Annotated in this window: 21 protein-coding genes; 18 read left to right on the forward strand and 3 right to left on the reverse strand. The window is 65.3% G+C overall.

The annotated features are described in order from the left end of the window. Positions 1 to 102: 102 nt before the first annotated feature. The 9 genes from argS (at position 103) to AC2T4A_RS02350 (ending at position 11,227) form a co-directional block, all read left to right on the forward strand. Positions 103 to 1,866: an arginine--tRNA ligase gene (argS, locus tag AC2T4A_RS02310; protein ID WP_486742654.1), complete on the forward strand. Its 1,764-nt coding sequence runs from the start codon at positions 103 to 105 to the stop codon at positions 1,864 to 1,866. A 6-nt stretch (positions 1,867 to 1,872) separates the two neighbouring features. Then, positions 1,873 to 2,685: an SPOR domain-containing protein gene (locus AC2T4A_RS02315; protein WP_416743505.1), complete on the forward strand. Its 813-nt coding sequence runs from the start codon at positions 1,873 to 1,875 to the stop codon at positions 2,683 to 2,685. 144 nt (positions 2,686 to 2,829) lie between these two features. After that, positions 2,830 to 3,366: an ATP-dependent protease subunit HslV gene (gene hslV / locus AC2T4A_RS02320; RefSeq protein ID WP_017520170.1), complete on the forward strand. Its 537-nt coding sequence runs from the start codon at positions 2,830 to 2,832 to the stop codon at positions 3,364 to 3,366. Positions 3,367 to 3,394: 28 nt separating this feature from the next. Further along, complete coding sequence (gene hslU / locus AC2T4A_RS02325; protein WP_486742655.1) at positions 3,395 to 4,735, forward strand: ATP-dependent protease ATPase subunit HslU; 1,341 nt, start codon at positions 3,395 to 3,397, stop codon at positions 4,733 to 4,735. A 93-nt stretch (positions 4,736 to 4,828) separates the two neighbouring features. Then, the gene (locus tag AC2T4A_RS02330; RefSeq protein WP_478378295.1) at positions 4,829 to 5,200 is read left to right on the forward strand and encodes a gamma-butyrobetaine hydroxylase family protein; all 372 of its coding nucleotides are present in this window, start codon (positions 4,829 to 4,831) and stop codon (positions 5,198 to 5,200) included. Positions 5,201 to 5,726: 526 nt separating this feature from the next. Beyond that, the gene (gene phaC / locus AC2T4A_RS02335; protein WP_416743508.1) at positions 5,727 to 7,406 is read left to right on the forward strand and encodes a class II poly(R)-hydroxyalkanoic acid synthase; all 1,680 of its coding nucleotides are present in this window, start codon (positions 5,727 to 5,729) and stop codon (positions 7,404 to 7,406) included. Continuing rightward, on the forward strand, positions 7,403 to 8,407 hold the full coding sequence (gene phaZ, locus AC2T4A_RS02340; RefSeq protein WP_416743509.1) for a poly(3-hydroxyalkanoate) depolymerase: 1,005 nt from the start codon (positions 7,403 to 7,405) through the stop codon (positions 8,405 to 8,407). Before phaC (AC2T4A_RS02335) ends, phaZ begins: the two co-directional genes overlap by 4 nt. A 332-nt stretch (positions 8,408 to 8,739) precedes the next feature. Then, positions 8,740 to 10,422 carry a class II poly(R)-hydroxyalkanoic acid synthase gene (gene phaC, locus AC2T4A_RS02345; protein WP_416743510.1) on the forward strand — a complete coding sequence of 561 codons (1,683 nt, stop codon included), beginning with the start codon at positions 8,740 to 8,742 and terminating at the stop codon, positions 10,420 to 10,422. A 190-nt stretch (positions 10,423 to 10,612) separates the two neighbouring features. Beyond that, a complete protein-coding gene (locus AC2T4A_RS02350) occupies positions 10,613 to 11,227 on the forward strand; it encodes a TetR/AcrR family transcriptional regulator (protein ID WP_478378298.1) in 615 nt (204 codons plus the stop codon). A gap of 64 nt (positions 11,228 to 11,291) precedes the next feature. Here AC2T4A_RS02350 and AC2T4A_RS02355 read toward each other — a convergent pair whose 3' ends face one another. The 3 genes from AC2T4A_RS02355 to AC2T4A_RS02365 form a co-directional block, all read right to left on the reverse strand. Continuing rightward, complete coding sequence (locus AC2T4A_RS02355) at positions 11,292 to 12,224, reverse strand: phasin family protein (RefSeq protein ID WP_486742656.1); 933 nt, start codon at positions 12,222 to 12,224, stop codon at positions 11,292 to 11,294. Positions 12,225 to 12,234: 10 nt separating this feature from the next. Continuing rightward, a complete protein-coding gene (locus AC2T4A_RS02360; protein ID WP_416743513.1) occupies positions 12,235 to 12,645 on the reverse strand; it encodes a phasin family protein in 411 nt (136 codons plus the stop codon). A gap of 169 nt (positions 12,646 to 12,814) precedes the next feature. Next, the gene (locus tag AC2T4A_RS02365; RefSeq protein WP_478378299.1) at positions 12,815 to 13,090 is read right to left on the reverse strand and encodes a polyhydroxyalkanoic acid system family protein; all 276 of its coding nucleotides are present in this window, start codon (positions 13,088 to 13,090) and stop codon (positions 12,815 to 12,817) included. A 150-nt stretch (positions 13,091 to 13,240) separates the two neighbouring features. Here AC2T4A_RS02365 and ubiE point away from each other — a divergent pair, with 150 nt between their 5' ends. The 9 genes from ubiE (at position 13,241) to AC2T4A_RS02410 (ending at position 19,385) form a co-directional block, all read left to right on the forward strand. After that, positions 13,241 to 14,023, forward strand: a complete 783-nt coding sequence (gene ubiE, locus AC2T4A_RS02370) for a bifunctional demethylmenaquinone methyltransferase/2-methoxy-6-polyprenyl-1,4-benzoquinol methylase UbiE (RefSeq protein ID WP_045212891.1) — start codon at positions 13,241 to 13,243, stop codon at positions 14,021 to 14,023. Next, complete coding sequence (locus AC2T4A_RS02375; protein ID WP_416744362.1) at positions 14,020 to 14,646, forward strand: ubiquinone biosynthesis accessory factor UbiJ; 627 nt, start codon at positions 14,020 to 14,022, stop codon at positions 14,644 to 14,646. Before ubiE ends, AC2T4A_RS02375 begins: the two co-directional genes overlap by 4 nt. Next, positions 14,643 to 16,253: a ubiquinone biosynthesis regulatory protein kinase UbiB gene (ubiB, locus tag AC2T4A_RS02380; RefSeq protein ID WP_416743516.1), complete on the forward strand. Its 1,611-nt coding sequence runs from the start codon at positions 14,643 to 14,645 to the stop codon at positions 16,251 to 16,253. The genes AC2T4A_RS02375 and ubiB overlap by 4 nt, the downstream gene beginning before the upstream one ends. A 95-nt stretch (positions 16,254 to 16,348) precedes the next feature. Next, positions 16,349 to 16,762, forward strand: a complete 414-nt coding sequence (gene hisI / locus AC2T4A_RS02385) for a phosphoribosyl-AMP cyclohydrolase (protein WP_045212898.1) — start codon at positions 16,349 to 16,351, stop codon at positions 16,760 to 16,762. After that, a complete protein-coding gene (locus tag AC2T4A_RS02390; RefSeq protein WP_065086256.1) occupies positions 16,752 to 17,090 on the forward strand; it encodes a phosphoribosyl-ATP diphosphatase in 339 nt (112 codons plus the stop codon). The genes hisI and AC2T4A_RS02390 overlap by 11 nt, the downstream gene beginning before the upstream one ends. Positions 17,091 to 17,117: 27 nt before the next feature. Further along, the gene (locus AC2T4A_RS02395; RefSeq protein ID WP_017520155.1) at positions 17,118 to 17,366 is read left to right on the forward strand and encodes a twin-arginine translocase TatA/TatE family subunit; all 249 of its coding nucleotides are present in this window, start codon (positions 17,118 to 17,120) and stop codon (positions 17,364 to 17,366) included. A gap of 11 nt (positions 17,367 to 17,377) precedes the next feature. Then, the gene (tatB, locus tag AC2T4A_RS02400) at positions 17,378 to 17,890 is read left to right on the forward strand and encodes a Sec-independent protein translocase protein TatB (RefSeq protein WP_486742657.1); all 513 of its coding nucleotides are present in this window, start codon (positions 17,378 to 17,380) and stop codon (positions 17,888 to 17,890) included. Further along, the gene (tatC, locus tag AC2T4A_RS02405; RefSeq protein ID WP_478378301.1) at positions 17,887 to 18,681 is read left to right on the forward strand and encodes a twin-arginine translocase subunit TatC; all 795 of its coding nucleotides are present in this window, start codon (positions 17,887 to 17,889) and stop codon (positions 18,679 to 18,681) included. The genes tatB and tatC overlap by 4 nt, the downstream gene beginning before the upstream one ends. Further along, positions 18,678 to 19,385 carry a 16S rRNA (uracil(1498)-N(3))-methyltransferase gene (locus AC2T4A_RS02410; RefSeq protein ID WP_486742658.1) on the forward strand — a complete coding sequence of 236 codons (708 nt, stop codon included), beginning with the start codon at positions 18,678 to 18,680 and terminating at the stop codon, positions 19,383 to 19,385. Before tatC ends, AC2T4A_RS02410 begins: the two co-directional genes overlap by 4 nt. Positions 19,386 to 19,554: the final 169 nt, after the last annotated feature.

A 19,554-nucleotide genomic window follows, 5' to 3' on the forward strand; every position in this document is an offset into this window, starting at 1 on the left:
GCGCTCCGCGGTTGGCAAGCCATGCCCGGCCACGGATAATGCGCGGTTCTGAGCCCGATAACCGGTCGCGCGCGCCGGATGCACGCGAGCACGGAGAAAACCATGAAAGACACGATTCGCCACCTGATCCAGCAAGCCCTTGTCAGCCTCACCGAAGACGGCACCCTGCCGGCCGGCCTGACGCCCGACATCCAGGTGGAGAACACCAAGGACCGAACCCACGGTGACTTCGCCAGCAACATCGCCATGATGCTGGCCAAGCCGGCCGGGATGAAGCCGCGCGACCTGGCGACCAAGCTGGTCGCGGCGCTGCCGCAGAGCCCGGAAGTGGCCAAGGTCGAGATCGCCGGCCCCGGCTTCCTGAACTTCTTCCAGGACCAGGCCTGGCTCGCCGCCAGCCTCGACAAGGCGCTGGCCGACGAACGCATCGGCGTGCGCAAGGCTGGCCCCGCGCAACGCGTGGTGGTGGACCTGTCCTCGCCGAACCTGGCGAAAGAGATGCACGTCGGCCACCTGCGCTCGACCATCATCGGCGACGGCGTCAGCCGCGTACTGGAATTCCTCGGCGACACCGTGATCCGCCAGAACCACGTGGGCGACTGGGGCACCCAGTTCGGCATGCTGCTGGCCTACCTGGAAGAACAACCGGTGGACGCCCAGGCCGAACTGCACGACCTGGAAGTCTTCTACCGCGCCGCCAAGAAGCGCTTCGACGAGTCCCCCGAGTTCGCCGACCGCGCCCGTGAGCTGGTGGTGAAGCTGCAGGCCAACGATCCCAAGTGCATCGCCCTGTGGACCCGCTTCAACGACATTTCCCTGTCGCACTGCCAGAAGGTCTACGACCTGCTGGGCGTGAAGCTGACCATGGCCGATGTGAAGGGCGAGAGCGCCTACAACGACGACCTCGCGCAGGTGGTAGCCGACCTTACCGCCAAGGGCCTGCTGGTCGAGAGCGACGGCGCCCTGTGCGTGTTCCTCGACGAGTTCAAGAACGCCGAAGGCGAACCGCTGCCGGTGATCGTGCAGAAGGCCGGCGGCGGCTACCTCTACGCCACCACCGACCTGGCCGCGATGCGCTACCGCCACAAGGTGCTGCACGCCGACCGCGTGCTGTACTTCGTCGACCAGCGCCAGGCCCTGCACTTCCAGCAAGTGTTCGAAGTCGCCCGCCGCGCCGGTTTCGTTCCGGCCAGCATGGACCTGGAGCACATGGGCTTTGGCACCATGAACGGCGCCGACGGCAAGCCGTTCAAGACCCGCGACGGCGGCACCGTGAAGCTGATCGACCTGCTGATCGAAGCCGAGGAACGCGCCTACACCCTGGTCAAGGGCCTCAACGAGAAGCGCATCGAGAAGGGCGAAACGCCCTTCGACGAGGAAGAACTGCGCCGCATTGGCCACGTGGTGGGCATCGACTCGGTCAAGTACGCCGACCTGTCCAAGCACCGCACCAGTGACTACAGCTTCAACTTCGAGCTGATGCTGAGCTTCGAGGGCAACACTGCCCCCTACCTGCTCTATGCCTACACCCGTGTGGCCGGCGTATTCCGCAAGCTGGGCAAGGGTTACGACGAGGTTGGCGGCAAGATCGTCCTGCAGCAGCCCCAGGAAATCGCCCTGGCCGCGCAGCTGGCGCAGTTCGCCGATGTGCTCAACAACGTCGCCGTGAAGGGAGTCCCGCACATCCTCTGCGCCTACCTGTACGAGCTGGCCGGCCTGTTCTCCAGCTTCTACGAGCACTGCCCGATCCTCACCGCCGAAGACCCGGCGCAACAGGAAAGCCGCCTGCGCCTCGCCGCGCTGACCGGCCGTACCCTCAAGCAGGGCCTGGAGCTGCTGGGCCTGGAAACCCTGGAGCGCATGTAAGCACCCATGGCGAAGAAGAAACCCGCTCCCAAGCGCGGCGCCAGCCGCTACCAGGCCCCGGCCAAGAAGACGTCGGTCCCCGGCTGGGTCTGGCTGGTCGCAGGCCTCGCCATCGGCGGCTTCATCATGTTCCTGATGAAGCTGGAGCCGGGTCGCAACGACGTCAAACGCGAAAAGCCGGAAGCGCCCAAGACCGTGGTCGGCTCCAACAAGCCTTCCGGCACCGTGCAGCCGCAACAGCCGGCCGCCCCCACCGGGGTGAAGCCCAAGTACGACTTCTACACCCTGCTGCCGGGTTCGGAAGTCGCGGTGCCGCCGGAAGCCGTGCCGCCGCCCGCCAAGCCGCAGCAGCCGGCGACCGTGGTGGCGACCAAGGAAGAAGCCGAGAAGATCGACACCCAGCGCGCCCTGGCAGCGCTGAGTGGGCAGAATCCGCCGCCGCCCGCGGTGGTCAAGCCGGCGACACCTGCCACGCCGCCTGCGACCCAGGTCGCCAGCGCGCAGAAGCAGGCATTGCCGCAAGCTCCGGCCGCCGACACCGCGCCGGCGAAGCCGACCCCGCCGCCGGCCGTTGCCGCAACCCAGTACTACCTGCAGGCCGGCTCGTTCCGCAAACAGACCGACGCCGACCACCTGCGCGCGCAGATCATCATGATGGGCCAGAACGCCCGTGTGGAATCCGGCACGGTGCGCGACGAGACCTGGTACCGCGTCATGGTCGGCCCCTACGGCGACCGCGCCAAGGCCTCCGCCGCGCAGAAGCAACTCGCCGGCAACGGTTTCAGCAACCTGCTGTTACAGCAGCGCCAGACCCGCTGAACCCCGGCCACTCCAAGGCTTGCGCCGACGGGCGGCGCGCGAAATGCGCGCTACTCGTCCGGCGCAGGACTTGAACCCCGCCGTCCTAGTCCCCATCTGACTCTGCATTCGGGCACAACGCCCCGCTAGTGTGGAGTAAGACCCTTGACCACCATCGTATCTGTCCGCCGCAATGGCAAAGTCGTCATGGGCGGCGACGGCCAGGTTTCCCTGGGCAACACCGTGATGAAAGGCAACGCGAAGAAAGTCCGTCGCCTGTACCACGGTGAAGTACTGGCCGGCTTCGCCGGCGCCACCGCCGATGCCTTCACCCTCTTCGAACGCTTCGAGCAGCAGCTGGAAAAACACCAGGGCCACCTGGTGCGCGCCGCGGTCGAACTGGCCAAGGACTGGCGTACCGACCGTTCCCTGAGCCGCCTGGAGGCCATGCTGGCCGTGGCCAACAAGGACGCTTCCCTGATCATCACCGGCAACGGCGACGTGGTCGAACCCGAGCATGGCCTGATCGCCATGGGTTCGGGCGGCGGCTTCGCCCAGGCAGCGGCGCTGGCCCTGCTGCAGAAAGGCAGCGACGACATGAGCGCCCGCGAGATCGCCGAAACCGCGCTGAACATCGCTGGCTCCATCTGCGTGTTCACCAACCAGAACCTGACCCTTGAGGAGCTCGACAGCGCAGTCTGAGCGCTGTCGTTCCGGAGTAGCACGTCAAATGTCCATGACTCCCCGCGAGATCGTCCACGAACTCAACCGCCACATCATCGGCCAGGACGATGCCAAGCGCGCCGTCGCCATCGCCCTGCGCAACCGCTGGCGGCGCATGCAGCTCCCCGCCGAGCTGCGCGCCGAAGTGACGCCCAAGAACATCCTGATGATCGGCCCGACCGGCGTCGGCAAGACCGAGATCGCTCGCCGCCTGGCCAAGCTGGCCAACGCACCGTTCATCAAGGTGGAAGCGACCAAGTTCACCGAAGTCGGCTACGTCGGCCGTGACGTCGAGTCGATCATCCGCGACCTCGCCGATGCCGCGATCAAGATGCTCCGCGAGCAGGAAGTGCAGAAGGTGAAGTACCGCGCCGAAGACGCCGCCGAAGAGCGCATCCTCGACGCCCTGCTGCCGCCCGCGCGCACCGCCGGTTTCGGTGACGAGCCCGCACGCGAGGACTCCAACACCCGCCAGCTGTTCCGCAAGCGCCTGCGCGAAGGCCAGCTGGACGACAAGGAAATCGACATCGAGGTCGCCGACATCCCCTCGGGCGTGGAAATCATGGCCCCGCCCGGCATGGAGGAGATGACCAACCAGTTGCAGAACCTGTTCTCCAACATGGGCAAGGGCAAGCGCAAGTCCCGCAAGCTGAAGGTCGCCGAGGCCATGAAGCTGATCCGCGACGAGGAAGCGCAGCGCCTGGTCAACGAAGAAGACCTCAAGGCCCGCGCCCTGGAAGCGGTGGAGCAGAACGGCATCGTCTTCATCGACGAGATCGACAAGATCGCCAAGCGCGGCAACGTCGGCGGCGCCGACGTCTCCCGCGAGGGCGTGCAGCGTGACCTGCTGCCGCTGATCGAAGGCTGCACGGTGAACACCAAGCTGGGCATGGTGAAAACCGACCACATCCTGTTCATCGCCTCGGGCGCATTCCACCTGTCCAAGCCCAGCGACCTGGTGCCGGAACTGCAGGGCCGCCTGCCGATCCGCGTCGAGCTGAAAGCCCTGAGCCCGAGCGACTTCGAGCGCATCCTCAGCGAGCCGCATGCTTCGTTGACCGAGCAGTACACCGCGCTGCTGAAGACCGAAGGCCTGGACATCGAGTTCGCCGCCGACGGCATCAAGCGCCTCGCGGAGATCGCCTTCCAGGTCAACGAGAAGACCGAGAACATCGGTGCCCGTCGCCTGCACACCCTGCTCGAGCGCCTGCTCGAAGAGGTGTCCTTCGACGCCGCCGACCTCGCCAGTGAGCACAGCGACAAGGCCATCGTGATCGACGCGGCCTACGTCAACGGCCATCTGGGCGAACTGGCCCAGGACGAGGACCTGTCGCGCTACATCCTGTAAACGGATCAACGCCACAGCGACGGGGCGCCTCAGGGCGCCCCGTTGTTTTTCCGCCGGCGCTACAATGCCGGAATTGCCGTTCAGGAGCCGTCCATGCACATTCCTTCCGCCATCAAGCTGCACAAGGCCTCGAAGAAGCTTTCTCTGACCTATGGGGAACAGTCCTACGAGCTGTCCGCCGAGTTCCTGCGTGTGCACTCGCCGTCGGCGGAGGTCCAGGGTCACGGCAATCCGGTGCTGCAAGTGGGCAAGCTGAATGTCGGCCTGAGCAATCTGGAACCGGCTGGGCAGTACGCGCTCAAGCTGACCTTCGACGATGGCCACGACAGCGGCCTGTTCACCTGGGATTACCTCTACGAGCTGTGCGTGCGCCAGGACGAGATCTGGGCCGACTATCTGGCGCAGCTGGAGAAAGCCGGCAAATCGCGCGACCCGTCGGAGTCCGTGGTCAAACTCATGCTGTAAGTTCATTTCGTAGGAGCGAGCTTGCTCGCGAACCAGTCCAGCGCCTGCGCCACCGGGAAGCTCGTTCGCGAGCAAGCTCGCCCCTACAAAAGCCCCCGCACCGCTCCTGCAACTCGTTCGATCTATCCCTCCAGCTCTCCCTGCGCACCAACCTTCGTCGGGCAATCGCTCCAGGGCACGCCATTTGCAACATTCCCGTTGCAGACTGCTGCCTGCGTGTTCGCCGTCAGGGGATTGGCGAGATGCCCCCGCTCTAGGGCGCGTTTTCTAACTTTTCCCGACATACTCCTAGGAGTTGGCCCACGCTGCACCAGCTTGCGCGGCGAAGGAAACTCGGGTAACCAAGGCAGTGCAATGTACGGAGTTACAGTGCACAGAGCGTGGTCACCTGAAGTTCCAGTGATGCCGCCAAGTAGATGAATCGCGTGGAGCTGTCTCCACGTTCCGCAACCCCGAGAAGTACTTGGCCCTACGTCACGAAGGTGAGCCCCGCCAGTATGCGTCTCAGGACAATGGAGCGTCGCCGATGACCCAGAAGAACAACAGCGATCTACCCCAGCAAGCCGCGGAAAATACCCTCGCCCTGAACCCGGTGATCGGGATTCGCGGCAAGGACCTGCTCACCTCTGCCCGAATGGTGTTGCTGCAAGCGATCAAGCAGCCCTTCCACAGCGCCAAGCACGTGACCCACTTCGGCCTGGAGCTGAAGAACGTGCTGCTCGGCAAATCCGACCTGAAGCCGTCGGACGACGACCGTCGCTTCAACGATCCGGCCTGGAGCCAGAACCCGCTCTACCGCCGTTATCTGCAGACCTACCTGGCCTGGCGCAAGGAGTTGCACACCTGGATGGGTGAGAGCGACCTGTCGCCCCAGGACATCAGCCGCGGCCAATTCGTCATCAACCTGATGACCGAGGCCATGGCGCCGACCAACACGCTGTCCAACCCGGCGGCGGTCAAACGTTTCTTCGAGACCGGCGGCAAGAGCCTGCTCGACGGTCTTACCCATCTGGCCAAGGACCTGGTGAACAACGGCGGCATGCCCAGCCAGGTGAACATGGACGCCTTCGAGGTCGGCAAGAACCTGGCCGTCACTGATGGCGCGGTGGTGTTCCGCAACGACGTGCTGGAACTGATCCAGTACAAGCCGATCACCGAGAGCGTGCATGAGCGCCCGCTGCTGGTGGTGCCTCCGCAGATCAACAAGTTCTACGTCTTCGACCTGTCGCCGGAGAAGAGCCTGGCGCGCTTCTGCCTGCGCAACCAGGTACAGACCTTCATCGTCAGCTGGCGCAACCCGACCAAGGCGCAGCGCGAGTGGGGCCTGACCACCTACATCGAGGCGCTGAAGGAAGCCATCGACGTGGTCCTGGCCATCACCGGCGCCAAGGACCTGAACATGCTCGGCGCCTGCTCCGGCGGCATCACCACCGTCACCCTGCTCGGTCACTACGCCGCGCTGGGCGAGAAAAAGGTCAACGCCTTCACCCAGATGGTCAGCGTGCTGGACTTCGAACTGGATACCCAGGTCGCCCTGTTCGCCGACGAGAAGACCCTGGAAGCCGCCAAGCGCCGCTCCTACCAGGCCGGCGTGCTGGAAGGCAAGGACATGGCCAAGGTGTTTGCCTGGATGCGCCCCAACGATCTGATCTGGAACTATTGGGTCAACAACTACCTGCTCGGCAACGAGCCGCCAGCCTTCGACATCCTGTTCTGGAACAACGACACCACGCGCCTGCCGGCCGCACTGCACGGCGAACTGGTGGAAATGTTCAAGACCAACCCGCTGAGCCGCTCCGGGGCGCTGGAGGTGGGTGGCACGCCGATCGATCTCAAGCAGGTGACCTGCGACTTCTACTGCCTGGCGGGCCTCAACGACCACATCACCCCGTGGGAAGCCTGCTACCGCTCTGCGCGCCTGCTCGGCGGCAAGTGCGAATTCGTCCTTTCCAACAGCGGGCACATCCAGAGCATCCTCAACCCGCCGGGTAACCCCAAGGCACGCTTCATGACCGGCCCGGAACTCTCGGTGGATCCGAAGACCTGGCAGGAAAACGCCAGCAAGCACGCCGACTCCTGGTGGCTGCACTGGCAGAACTGGCTGGCCGAACGCTCCGGCAAAACGCGCAAGGCGCCGACTTCGCTGGGTAACAAAACCTATCCGGCTGGCGAAGCCTCCCCCGGAACCTACGTACACGAACGATGAAAACAGAACTCCTCCCGCAAGCCGGCGCCGTGGACGACGCCAACACTCCAGAATCGTCGACGGCCGTGGAAGTGGCCGCGCCGACGAGCCGGCGCGCGCGCAGCAAACGCAGCGACGAGGAGATCCTGCCGAGCAAGGCGCCGGCGGCGCAGCCCTTCGAGTTCCGCACCATCGAACTCGACGGGCAGACCATCCGCACCGCCGTGCGCCCGGGCAAGAAACACATGACGCCGCTGCTGATCTTCAACGGCATCGGTGCCAACCTGGAACTGGTCTTCCCCTTCGTCGCCGCGCTGGACCCGGACCTGGAGGTGATCGCCTTCGACGTCCCCGGCGTCGGCGGCTCCTCGACCCCAAGCACGCCGTACCGTTTCCCCGGCCTGGCCAAACTGGCGGCGCGGATGCTCGATTACCTGGACTACGGCCAGGTGACGGCCATCGGCGTGTCGTGGGGCGGCGCCCTGGCGCAGCAGTTCGCCCATGACTACCCGGAGCGCTGCAAGAAGCTGATTCTCGCCGCCACCGCTGCCGGCGCGGTGATGGTGCCGGGCAAGCCGCGAGTACTCTGGCGCATGGCCAGCCCGCGGCGCTATATCCAGCCCTCCTATGGCGTGCACATCGCCCCGGACATCTATGGCGGCGCCTTCCGCCGCGACCCTAAGCTGGCCATGGCCTTCGCCAGCAAGGTGCGCTCGTCGGGCAAGATGGGTTACTACTGGCAACTGTTCGCCGGCCTGGGCTGGACCAGCATCCACTGGCTGCACAAGATCCGTCAGCCGACGCTGATCCTCGCCGGCGACGACGACCCGATCATCCCGCTGATCAACATGCGCATGCTGGCCTGGCGCATCCCCAACGCCGAGCTCCACGTGATCGATGACGGCCACCTGTTCCTGGTGACCCGCGCCGAAACCGTGGCGCCGATCATCATGAAATTCCTCCAGGAAGAACGGCAGCGCGCCGTGATCCACCCCCGCCCGTTCACTCCCAAGGCCAGCTGACGCATCACAGGTTCGTCATAGTTCGAGGGCATGCTGCCTTGACCGATCGCTGCGAAGGCACTTTTTTTAAAGAGCCGAACAACAAACAGGCGTGTTCACGGGTATCGACACGTAACGCCTGAATCGGGACCTCAACTGCGGCCGCCTGCCCGGGTGTCCGCAGGGCAACCCGACTGCTGATCCGCTGCCCTGTTTTCGGGCAGTTTCCTCTCGCGTCGATACCCGTGCACATCCCTCGAACCGGCGGCAAGTGTCTGGAACGGGCCATTCCCGATTCTGGTACAGGCTTTGCGTCGCCATTGGCAGGTCGGACCCTTTACGGAGTGCTGTTCATGCGAGAGAAAGCTGAGCCGGGTAGCGTCCCCGTTCCCACCCAATACATGAATGCGCAGAGCGCGATGGTCGGCCTGCGCGGCAAGGACATGCTGTCCACCCTGCGCACGCTGGCGCTGCAGGGCGTGCGCCAGCCGATGCATTCGGCACGGCATCTGGCAGCCTTCGGCAAGCAGATGGGCAAGGTGCTGATCGGCGATTCACCGCTGCAGCCCAATCCCCAGGATGCCCGTTTCCAGGACCCGTCGTGGCGCCTGAACCCACTTTACCGGCGCACCGTGCAGGCGTACCTGGCCTGGCAAAAGCAACTGCTGGCCTGGGTGGATGAGAGCGACCTGAACCACGACGACCGCGCCCGCGCGCGCTTCCTGCTGTCGATCCTCTCCGATGCCGCCGCACCCTCGAATACCCTGATCAACCCACTGGCGGTAAAGGAGTTGTTCAACACCGGCGGACAGAGCTTGCTCAAGGGCGTGCAGCACCTGCTGGACGACCTGAGGCACAACGGCGGAATGCCCAGCCAGGTCAACCGCAGCGCCTTCGAGATCGGCCAGAACCTGGCCACCACGCCCGGCGCCGTAGTGTTCCGCAACGAAGTGCTGGAGCTGATCCAGTACAAGCCGATGGGCGAGCATCTGTATGCCAAGCCGCTGCTGATCGTGCCGCCGCAGATCAACAAGTACTACATCTTCGATCTGTCGGCGGAAAAGAGCTTCGTCCAGTTCGCCCTGAAGAACAACCTGCAGGTCTTCATAGTGAGCTGGCGCAACCCCGACGCGCGCCACCGCGAGTGGGGACTGTCGACCTACACCCAGGCGCTGGATGAGGCCATCGAGGTATGCCGCTCCATCAGCGGCAGCCGCAGTGTCAACCTGATGGGCGCCTGCTCCGGCGGCCTGACCATCGCCGCGCTGCAGGGCCACCTGCAGGCGCGTCGGCAATTGCGCAAGATCGCCAGCGCCACCTACCTGGTGAGTCTGCTGGACAGCCAGGTGGAAACCCCCGCTGCGCTATTCGCCGACGAGCAGACCCTGGAGAGCAGCAAGCGCCGCTCCTACCAGCACGGCGTGCTGGATGGCCGCGACATGGCCAAGGTGTTCGCCTGGATGCGCCCCAACGACCTGATCTGGAACTACTGGGTCAACAACTACCTGCTGGGCAAGCAACCGCCGGCCTTCGACATCCTCTACTGGAACAACGACAACACCCGCCTGCCCGCCGCGCTGCACGGCGACTTCCTCGACTTCTTCAAGCACAACCCGCTGGCGCGACCTGGCGCCATGGAGGTCAACGGCACCCCCATCGACCTGAAGAAGGTGGCGGTGGACAACTTCCACGTCGCCGGCATCACCGACCACATCACCCCGTGGGACGCGGTGTACCGCTCAGCCCAGTTGCTGGGCGGCGAGACTCGCTTCGTGCTGTCCAACAGCGGGCACATCCAGAGCATCCTCAACCCACCGGGCAACCCCAAGGCCTGCTACTTCGAGAACGGCAAGATCAGCTCCGATCCCCGCGCCTGGTACTACGACACCAAACGCCAGGAGGGCAGTTGGTGGCCGGTATGGCTGGAATGGATTCAGGAGCGCTCAGGCGAACGTCGCGCCGTGAACTTCGAACTGGGCAACGCCGAGCACCCGCCCAAAGAAGCCGCGCCAGGGACTTACGTGCACGTGCGTTGAGCCGTGATATCGGAACTTCTGTAGGAGCGAGCTTGCTCGCGAACCGACCGAGCGACGGCGTCTCCGGAAATACCGCTCGCGAGCAAGCTCGCCCCTACAGGCAAGCCATGCGGAAGTTTGCCGCGAAACCATTGGCAGCCAACTCCCCTGCGGCTATCGTCGGCCCACTGCGGCTGGAACAAGAGCACGGATGAAAACGCGCGACCGGATTCTCGAATGCGCCCTGCAGCTGTTCAACGAGCAGGGCGAGCCCAACGTGTCCACCCTGGAGATCGCCACCGAACTGGGCATCAGCCCCGGCAATCTCTACTACCACTTCCACGGCAAGGAGCCGCTGGTGCTGGCGCTGTTCGAGCGCTTCCAGGACGAACTGGCGCCGCTGCTCGATCCGCCCGAAGACGTGCGACTGGGCGCCGAGGACTACTGGCTGTTCCTGCACCTGATCGTCGAGCGCCTGGCGCACTACCGCTTCCTCTTCCAGGACCTTTCCAACCTCTCCGGCAAGCTGCCCAAGCTGGCCCGCGGCGTGCGTGCCTGGCTCAACCAGCTCAAGCGCACCCTGGCTACTCTGCTCGCGCAACTCAAGGCGCAGGACGAACTGGTCAGCGATACCGACGCCCTCGGCCAGCTGGTGGAGCAGATCACCCTGACCCTGCTGTTCTCCCTCGACTACCAGCGCATCCTCGGCCACGAAGGTGACGTCCGCCAGGTAGTGTTCCAGGTGATGATGCTGGTGGCGCCGCACTTGCGCCCGGACTCGCAGCTGATCGCCGAACGACTCGCCAAGCGCTACCTCGCCCCCTGATTCACGCCCCTCAGAAATGAAAACGCCCGGCGCGAGGCCGGGCGTGGGTGTTGCGGCAGACCAATCAGGCCTGGGACGGCGGCGTTGCCGGAGCAGCGGCGGACGGCGTCACGGCTGGTGCGGCGGCGGGAGCCGACGGTGCAGCAGTGGCGGCCGGGGCGGTTGCCGGTTTCGCAGCGGCCGGTTTGGCGGCAGCCTTGGGTGCAGCAGGCTTCTTCACGGCGGGCTTCTTCGCCGCGGCCGGCTTGGCTGCAGGTTTCGCAGCGGCAGGCTTGGCGGCAGCAGCCGGTTTTGCAGCGGGCTTCGCGGCGGCTTTCGCAGCAGCGGGCTTGGCAGCCGGTTTCGCGGCAGGCTTGGCCGCAGCCTTGGCAGCCGGCTTGGCTGCGGGTTTCGCGGCAGCCTTGGCAGCCGGTTTTGCGGCGGCTTTAGCGGCGGGCTTGGCGGCCGGCTTCGCTGCAGGTTTCGCAGCGGGCTTGGCGGCGGTTTTGGCAGCCGGTTTGGAAGCCGCGGTCTTCACAGCGGGTTTCGCGGCCGGTTTGGCGGCGGCTTTCGCTGCGGGTTTCGCGGCAGCCTTGGCGGCCGGTTTGGCGACGCTGACGCCGGTGAGCTTCTCGATCTGCTTGGTGAGGCTGTCGACCTTGCTGTGCAGGTCTTTCACTTCACGGCTGCTCGGTACGCCCAGGCGCGAGATCGCGCTGTTCAGGCGCTTGTCGAAGGCCTCTTCCAGCTCGCCCCACTTGCCGATCGCGGCGCCCTTGACGGCATCGACGCGCGCTTTTGCGGAACGGGTGGAAGTCTTCACCGCACCCTCGACTTCGGTCTTGGCCAGTTTCTCAGCCTTCTCGCCGTCCTTGACCAGGGTCTCGAACACCTTGCTGCCGTCCTTGCTGACCTTCGAGTAGGCCCCCAAGCCAGCCAGCCAGATCTGCCGCGAGTATTTCTCGATCTCGCCGATCCAACTGGACTCTTTTTTATCGGTAGTTTTTTTGCCAGCCATCCTGCTCTCCTTATTGGGTTCTCGCGACACGCTCGAGCACTGCGCTCAGCTCATCCAGCTTAGCAGAGAGCGCCTCCACATCACGCCTGGAGGGAATTCCGATTCGATTGAGGGCAGAGGCGACACGTGCATCGAACGCTTCCTCGATCTTCTCGAAGTTCAGCTTGGCCTTCACGCTGTGCAGTCGGCCCTTGACGCTGTCATTGGCGGCGTCGATCTGGGTGGTCACCAGGTCGCGGCCTTTCTTCTCCACGGACTCGCCGGACTTGACCAGTTCCTTGAAGTACTCGCTGCCTTCCTGACCCACGCGAGCGTAGGTGCCCAGGCCCGCAAGCCAGATCTGCCGGGCGTAGTGCTTGGCATCGGAGTAGAGAGAGGATTCGAGCTCTACGACTTTCTTCTTGCTGACAGCCTTGGCCATGGTGGCACCTCACAGGGTTCGGATTCGATGATGTCGAATAGCTGCCCGCGAAAGGCGGGACTGTGAGTCAAGGTATCGGGGAAAATTAGAAAACACATACCAGGCGTCGAGGGAAAGCCGGCGCCGCCCGAAAGCAGCATGGCCCCGCGAGAAGCGGGGCCGGAAGGAATCAGGCCAGGGCCTTGTCCAGCGCACGCTCGATCTCGCCCTTGAGCAGGCCGCCCATGGCCGAAAGCATCAGCCCCAGCTTCACGTCTACCGCGACCTTGTCCGCGGCCACCTCGATGCGCCCGTCCACGCCGCTGCGCTTGAACAGCAGGGTGTCGCCCTGCCACTCGCTGCTCACGCCATGCTCGCGGCCGAGCTTGTCGGCAAGTTTCTCCGCCTTGGCGCGGGCGGCTTCAAGGCCGAGGGAGTGGGATCGTTCGACATGGATACGGGACATTCTTGAACTCCGCGAGTGACTGACTTTCCAGATGATACGCGCCGCGCCGTATCGCCGCACCCCGGCACCCCTCATGCGGCGGCGAGCGGAGCGGCGTTTTCTGCGCATCCTGTTAGAATGCCCGCCACTGACTTCCAGGGTAGAAATGCCATGAGCGAACCGCGCAAGCCCCAAGCCGGCCAGGACGGCGCCGATCCCACCACGCACTTCGGCTACAAGACCGTGCGCGAGAGCGAGAAGGCCGAGAAGGTCGCCGAGGTATTCCACTCGGTCGCCGCCAAGTACGACCTGATGAACGACCTGATGTCCGGCGGCATCCACCGTCTGTGGAAGCGCTTCACCATCGAACTGTCCGGCGTGCGCGCCGGCAACCGGGTGCTGGACATCGCCGGCGGCACCGGCGATCTGACCCGCCAGTTCTCCCGCCTGGTCGGCCCGACCGGCGAAGTGGTACTGGCCGACATCAATGCCTCGATGCTCAAGGTCGGTCGCGACAAGCTGCTCGACAGCGGCGTCGCCGGCAACGTCAACTTCGTCCAGGCCGACGCCGAGAAGCTGCCGTTCCCCGACAACTACTTCGACGCGGTGACCATCGCCTTCGGTCTGCGCAACGTCACCCACAAGGACGAAGCCATCCGCTCCATGCTGCGGGTGCTCAAGCCCGGCGGCCGCCTGCTCGTGCTGGAATTCTCCAAGCCCACCAGCAGCCTGCTGTCCAAGGCCTACGATGCCTACTCCTTCACCCTGTTGCCGCTGATGGGCAAGCTGGTGACCAACGACTCCGAGAGCTACCGCTACCTCGCCGAGTCGATCCGCATGCACCCCGACCAGGAAACGCTGAAGTCAATGATGGTGGAGGCCGGCTTCGACCGCGTCACCTACCACAACATGACTGGCGGCGTGGTCGCCCTGCACCGCGGCATCAAGCCCTGATGACCCTGCTCCTGCAGGCCGCCCTGGCCAGCGCCGAAGCCACCGTCAACCGCGTGCTGCGGCTCGATGGCGTGGCGCTGAAACGCCTTGGCCGGCTCGCTGGCAAGGTGCTGGAAGTGGACTGCCAGGCGCCCGCGCTGCGGCTGTTCATCCTGCCCGATGCCGACGGCCTGCACCTGGCCGCGCACCACGAGGCCCAGCCCGACTGCACCCTCGTCGCGCCGGCCGGCAGCCTGCTGCAACTGGCGCTGGCCAAGGACAAGACCCGCGTCCTGCACAGCCCGGAAGTGACCATGGGCGGTGACAGCGCGATGCTGCTGGAGCTGGCTGATATCCTCCAGAGCCTGGAGCTGGACTGGGAGTACGAAGTCTCCCGCTGGCTCGGCCCGGTGCCCGCGCACCTGCTCGGCGCGCGCCTGCGCGGCGGCATGGCCTGGGCCGGCGACAGCCTGGAAAGCCTGCGTCTGAGCCTCGCCGACTATCTTGCCGAGGAAAGCCGCAGCCTGGTCGGCCAGCACGAAGCCGAAGCGCGCTTCGCCGAGCTGGACCAGTTGAAGATGTCCCTCGACCGCCTCGACGCGCGGATCACCCGCCTGACCCAGAAGATCAAGCCTGACGCATGAAGCTGCTCGCCATCCGCCGCCTGCTGCGCATCCAGCGCGTAGCCATCCGCTACCGCCTGGACGACATGGTCCTCGAACTGCCCTTCCTGCCCTGGTGGCTGCGCCTGGTGGGCGGCCTGCTGCCCTGGCGCTGGCTGCCGCGCAAGCCGCTGGAGCTCAGCCGTGGTGCGCGCATCCGGCTGGCGCTGGAAGACCTCGGGCCGATCTTCATCAAGTTCGGCCAGATCCTCTCCACCCGCCGGGACCTGCTCCCCGACGACATCGCCCTGGAGCTGGCTTTCCTGCAGGACAAGGTGCCGCCCTTCCCACCGGAACAGGCCGTAGCGCTCATCGAGCAACAGCTGGGCGCGAAGATCGAGCAGGTGTTCTCCCGCTTCGAGCGCGAGCCGCTGGCCTCCGCCTCGGTGGCGCAAGTGCACACCGCGCAGCTGAAAAGCGGCGAGGAAGTGGTGGTCAAGGTCATCCGCCCGAACCTGGAGCCGGTGATCCGCTCCGACATCGCCTGGCTGCACATCCTCGCCCGCACCGCCGAGCGCATCTCCGCCGATGCCCGCCGCCTGCACCCGGCCGAGGTGGTCAGCGACTACGAGAAAACCATCTACGACGAGCTGGACCTGCTCCGTGAAGCGGCCAACTCCTCGCAGCTGCGGCGCAACTTCGAAGGCTCGCCGCTGCTCTACGTGCCCCAGGTCTACTGGGACTGGTGCCGCCCCAAGGTGCTGGTGATGGAGCGTATCTACGGCATCCCGGTCACCGACCTGGACACCCTGCGCGATCAGCGCACCGACTTCAAGGCGCTGGCCGAGCGCGGCGTGGAGATCTTCTTCACCCAGGTGTTCCGCGACAGCTTCTTCCACGCCGACATGCACCCCGGCAACATCTTCGTCAGCACCCGCACGCCGTGGAGCCCGCAGTACATCGCGGTGGACTGCGGCATCGTCGGCAGCCTCACCGACGAGGACCAGGACTACCTGGCGCGCAACCTCATCGCCTTCTTCAAGCGCGATTACCGCAAGGTCGCCCAGTTGCACATCGACTCGGGCTGGGTGCCGGCGGAAACCAAGGTCAACGACTTCGAAGCGGCGATCCGCACCGTCTGCGAGCCGATCTTCGAGAAGCCACTCAAGGACATCTCCTTCGGCCAGGTGCTGCTGCGCCTGTTCCAGACCGCACGGCGCTTCAACATGGAAGTGCAGCCGCAACTGGTGCTGCTGCAGAAGACCCTGCTGAACATCGAAGGCCTGGGCCGCCAGCTCTACCCGGAGCTGGACCTGTGGACTACCGCGCAGCCCTACCTGGAACGCTGGATGCGCGAGCGCATGAGCCCCGGTACCCTGATGCGCAATGCCCAGCAACACATCGAGCAACTGCCGCACCTGGCGCAGATGACGCGCGAGACCCTGGAGCGACTGTCCCGCGACCCCGATCCGGACAAGCGCCTGGTGATCGAGACCCGCGGCCCTGGCGCGGGCGCCTGGCCGGCGCGGCTGATCGGCGCGGTGCTGGTCGCCGGCGCCGCCGAAACCGGCCTGGCCACCCATAGCCTCGCTGCCTGGCCTGCCTGGGCGATGCTGGCCGGTGGTCTGTATCTGATTCTGCGCCGATAGCCAGTCGCCCCAGCGGCTGGCACACTTAACCGCTATACGAAGTGGCTTACAAAGTGGCTCTGGGCACCGCGCGTGCCCGCTGTACGGAACCCGAGATGAAAGACTGGCTGGACGAAATCAAGTGGAATGCCGATGGACTGGTGCCGGCGATCGCCCAGGACCATCGCACCGGCCGCGTGCTGATGATGGCCTGGATGAACCGCGAAGCCCTGACCCTCACCGCCGCCGAGAACCGCGCCATCTACTGGTCGCGCTCGCGCGGCAAGCTCTGGCGCAAGGGCGAGGACTCCGGCCACGTGCAGAAGCTGCATGAACTGCGCCTGGACTGCGACGCCGACGTGGTGATCCTGATGGTCGAACAGCTGGGCGGCATCGCCTGCCACACCGGCCGCGAAAGCTGCTTCTACCGGGTGTTCGAGAACGGCGCCTGGCAGACCGTCGACCCGGTCCTCAAGGACCCGGATGCCATCTACTCCCACGTAGGTACAGGAAAACCCCATGAGCACTGATACCCTCGCCCGTCTGGCGGAAGTCCTCGAAGCGCGCAAGAATGCCGCACCGGACAGCTCCTACGTGGCCAGCCTGTATCACAAGGGCCTGAACAAGATCCTGGAGAAGGTTGGCGAAGAGTCGGTGGAAACCATTCTCGCCGCCAAGGACGCCGCCACCAGCGGTGACTGCACGGACCTGATCTACGAAACGGCGGACCTCTGGTTCCACTCCCTGGTGATGCTCGCCGCCCTCGGCCAGCACCCGCAGGCGGTACTGGACGAGCTGGACCGCCGCTTCGGCCTTTCCGGGCACGACGAGAAAGCCGCGCGCCAACCGTCTGCCTGAACCCGACAACTTTGCGAGGAAAACAAGATGGGCATCTTTGACTGGAAACACTGGGTCGTCATCCTGATCGTCGTGGTCCTGGTCTTCGGCACCAAGCGCCTGAAGAACCTCGGTTCGGACGTCGGCGAAGCCATCAAGGGCTTCAAGAAAGCAATGAACACCGAGGAAGACGAGAAGAAAGACCCGAACGCCGCTGCCGGCAACCCGCCGCTGAACCAGCCGCACACCATCGACGCCCAGGCGCAGAAGGTCGAAGAACCGGCTCGCAAGGACTGATGGAATAAACCATGTTCGGTATCAGCTTCAGCGAACTGCTGCTGGTGGGCCTCGTCGCCCTGCTGGTGCTCGGCCCCGACCGCCTGCCGGGTGCCGCGCGCACCGCTGGCCTGTGGATTGGCCGGCTCAAGCGCAGCTTCAACGCCATCAAGACGGAAGTGGAGCGCGAGCTGGGCGCGGATGAAATCCGCCGCCAGTTGCACAACGAACACATCCTGCAGATGGAACAGGAAGCCAAGAAGCTGATGGCGCCGTTGACCGACCTGCAAGAGCAGGCCCGGGAAACCTTCAATCCGCAGCCGCAGACGCAAACCCAGCCTGAGGGCCAGGGGGCGCCTGCCGAGCCGCCTGCAGCGCCGAGCATCGCGCCCAACAGCCGCCTGAACAGCCTGCCGGGCGCCGGCATCGTCCCGCCGGCCGCGCCGGAAGCGGCACCCGCCGCTGCGCCACAAGCGCCGGAAGCCAGCCAACCGACCGCCGCGAGCCAGCCGCCCGCTTCGCCCGAGACGCCGCGTACCCCATGAGCGCCGAAAAACCCGACCAGCCCGAACACGACCAGGAAATGCCCCTGGTCTCGCACCTGACCGAGCTGCGCACGCGCCTGCTGCGCTGCGTGGTGGCGATCTTCGTGATCTTCATCGGCCTGCTGTACTTCTCGCAGAAGATCTACGCACTGGCCTCCGAGCCGCTGCGTCGCTTCCTGCCCGAAGGCGCGACCATGATCGCCATCGACCCGGCGTCGGCCTTCCTTGCGCCGCTGAAGCTGACCATGATCGTCGCCGTGCTGTTCGCCATGCCGGTGATCCTCGCCCAGGTCTGGGGCTTCATCGCACCCGGCCTGTACAAGCACGAGAAGCGCGTCGCCCTGCCGCTGCTGGCCTCCAGCATCGTGCTGTTCTATGCCGGCATGGCCTTCGCCTACTTCCTGGTGTTCCCGTTGATGTTCCACTTCTTCCTCGGCCAGGCCCCGGAAGGCGTGACACCGATGACGGACATCAACAGCTACCTGGACTTCCTCACCCTGCTGTTCGCCTTCGGCGTGGCCTTCGAGATTCCCGTGGCCACCGTGCTGCTGGTGTGGATCGGGGTGGTCAACGTGGCCTACCTGAAGAAGATCCGCCCGTACGTGATCATCGGCTGCTTCGTGGTCGGCATGATCCTCACCCCGCCGGACCCGCTGTCGCAGACCCTGCTGGCAGTACCGATGTGGTTGCTGTTCGAGGCCGGCGTGCTGTTCAGCCACCTGATCCGCAAGCGCGGCCCGGAAGAGGAAGAAGAGTCCAAGGGCGACCAGCCTCCGGCCACCCGCTCGTGAACCTGCTGCTGCTTGATGACGCCGACTTCGTCGCGGCGGACCGCGTGATCCTGCGCGACCGCCGCCTCACCCACATGCAGGAAGTCCACCGCGCCGAAAGTGGCGACCGGATGCGCATCGGCCGCCTTGGCGGCCTGATGGGTGAAGGCCGCCTGCTGCGCCTGGAAGCCAACGAGGCCGAGTTGCAGGTCAGCTTCGACCAGGCCCCGCCGGCCAAACTGCCGCTGACCCTCCTGCTCGCCCTGCCCCGCCCCAAGATGCTCCGCCGCGTGCTGCAGACCGTTGCCGCCATGGGCGTACCGCGCCTGGTGCTGCTCAACAGCTACCGGGTGGAAAAGAGCTTCTGGCAGACGCCGTTCCTCGAACCTGACGCCGTGCGCGAGCAGTTGATCCTCGGCCTGGAACAGGCACGCGATACCGTGCTGCCCGAGGTGATCATCGAGAAGCGCTTCAAGCCCTTCGTCGAAGACCGCCTGCCCGCCCTGGCTGCCGGCAGTCTCGGCCTGATCGGCCATCCCGGCCCCTGGCCCGAGTGCCCGCGCGCGCTGAACGAACCCGTGACGCTGGCCATCGGCCCGGAAGGCGGCTGGATTCCCTACGAGGTCGACAAGCTGCGAGAGGCCGGCCTGAACCCCGTCCAGTTGGGCGAACGCATCCTGCGCGTCGAGACCGCCGTGACCGCACTTCTGGCACGACTGTTCTAACTCAAGCTGGCGCAAAGCCAGTAACCACGCGGCCTCCAGCGTGAACCGCCAGTCAGAAAAAGCACTCCGGAACTCTTCAGTTCCACGCTCCCGCGCCGATATCAGCGGTACCGGTCGTCCCCCACTCTGCGCATTTCCTGCTCAGCCATGCGTACCGGCCCCGTTCAAT

The organism is Pseudomonas sp. PVC-3-1, from assembly GCF_057444315.1.

Excerpts from the sequence above, each read along its gene's own strand:
- argS (WP_486742654.1), top strand. The coding sequence starts at position 103 with ATGAAAGACACGATTCGCCACCTGATCCAGCAAGCCCTTGTCAGCCTC.
- AC2T4A_RS02315 (WP_416743505.1), top strand. The coding sequence starts at position 1,873 with ATGGCGAAGAAGAAACCCGCTCCCAAGCGCGGCGCCAGCCGCTACCAG.
- hslU (WP_486742655.1), top strand. The coding sequence starts at position 3,395 with ATGTCCATGACTCCCCGCGAGATCGTCCACGAACTCAACCGCCACATC.
- AC2T4A_RS02330 (WP_478378295.1), top strand. The coding sequence starts at position 4,829 with ATGCACATTCCTTCCGCCATCAAGCTGCACAAGGCCTCGAAGAAGCTT.
- phaC (WP_416743508.1), top strand. The coding sequence starts at position 5,727 with ATGACCCAGAAGAACAACAGCGATCTACCCCAGCAAGCCGCGGAAAAT.
- phaZ (WP_416743509.1), top strand. The coding sequence starts at position 7,403 with ATGAAAACAGAACTCCTCCCGCAAGCCGGCGCCGTGGACGACGCCAAC.
- phaC (WP_416743510.1), top strand. The coding sequence starts at position 8,740 with ATGCGAGAGAAAGCTGAGCCGGGTAGCGTCCCCGTTCCCACCCAATAC.
- AC2T4A_RS02350 (WP_478378298.1), top strand. The coding sequence starts at position 10,613 with ATGAAAACGCGCGACCGGATTCTCGAATGCGCCCTGCAGCTGTTCAAC.
- AC2T4A_RS02355 (WP_486742656.1), bottom strand. The coding sequence starts at position 12,224 with ATGGCTGGCAAAAAAACTACCGATAAAAAAGAGTCCAGTTGGATCGGC.
- AC2T4A_RS02360 (WP_416743513.1), bottom strand. The coding sequence starts at position 12,645 with ATGGCCAAGGCTGTCAGCAAGAAGAAAGTCGTAGAGCTCGAATCCTCT.
- AC2T4A_RS02365 (WP_478378299.1), bottom strand. The coding sequence starts at position 13,090 with ATGTCCCGTATCCATGTCGAACGATCCCACTCCCTCGGCCTTGAAGCC.
- ubiE (WP_045212891.1), top strand. The coding sequence starts at position 13,241 with ATGAGCGAACCGCGCAAGCCCCAAGCCGGCCAGGACGGCGCCGATCCC.
- ubiB (WP_416743516.1), top strand. The coding sequence starts at position 14,643 with ATGAAGCTGCTCGCCATCCGCCGCCTGCTGCGCATCCAGCGCGTAGCC.
- hisI (WP_045212898.1), top strand. The coding sequence starts at position 16,349 with ATGAAAGACTGGCTGGACGAAATCAAGTGGAATGCCGATGGACTGGTG.
- AC2T4A_RS02390 (WP_065086256.1), top strand. The coding sequence starts at position 16,752 with ATGAGCACTGATACCCTCGCCCGTCTGGCGGAAGTCCTCGAAGCGCGC.
- AC2T4A_RS02395 (WP_017520155.1), top strand. The coding sequence starts at position 17,118 with ATGGGCATCTTTGACTGGAAACACTGGGTCGTCATCCTGATCGTCGTG.
- tatB (WP_486742657.1), top strand. The coding sequence starts at position 17,378 with ATGTTCGGTATCAGCTTCAGCGAACTGCTGCTGGTGGGCCTCGTCGCC.
- tatC (WP_478378301.1), top strand. The coding sequence starts at position 17,887 with ATGAGCGCCGAAAAACCCGACCAGCCCGAACACGACCAGGAAATGCCC.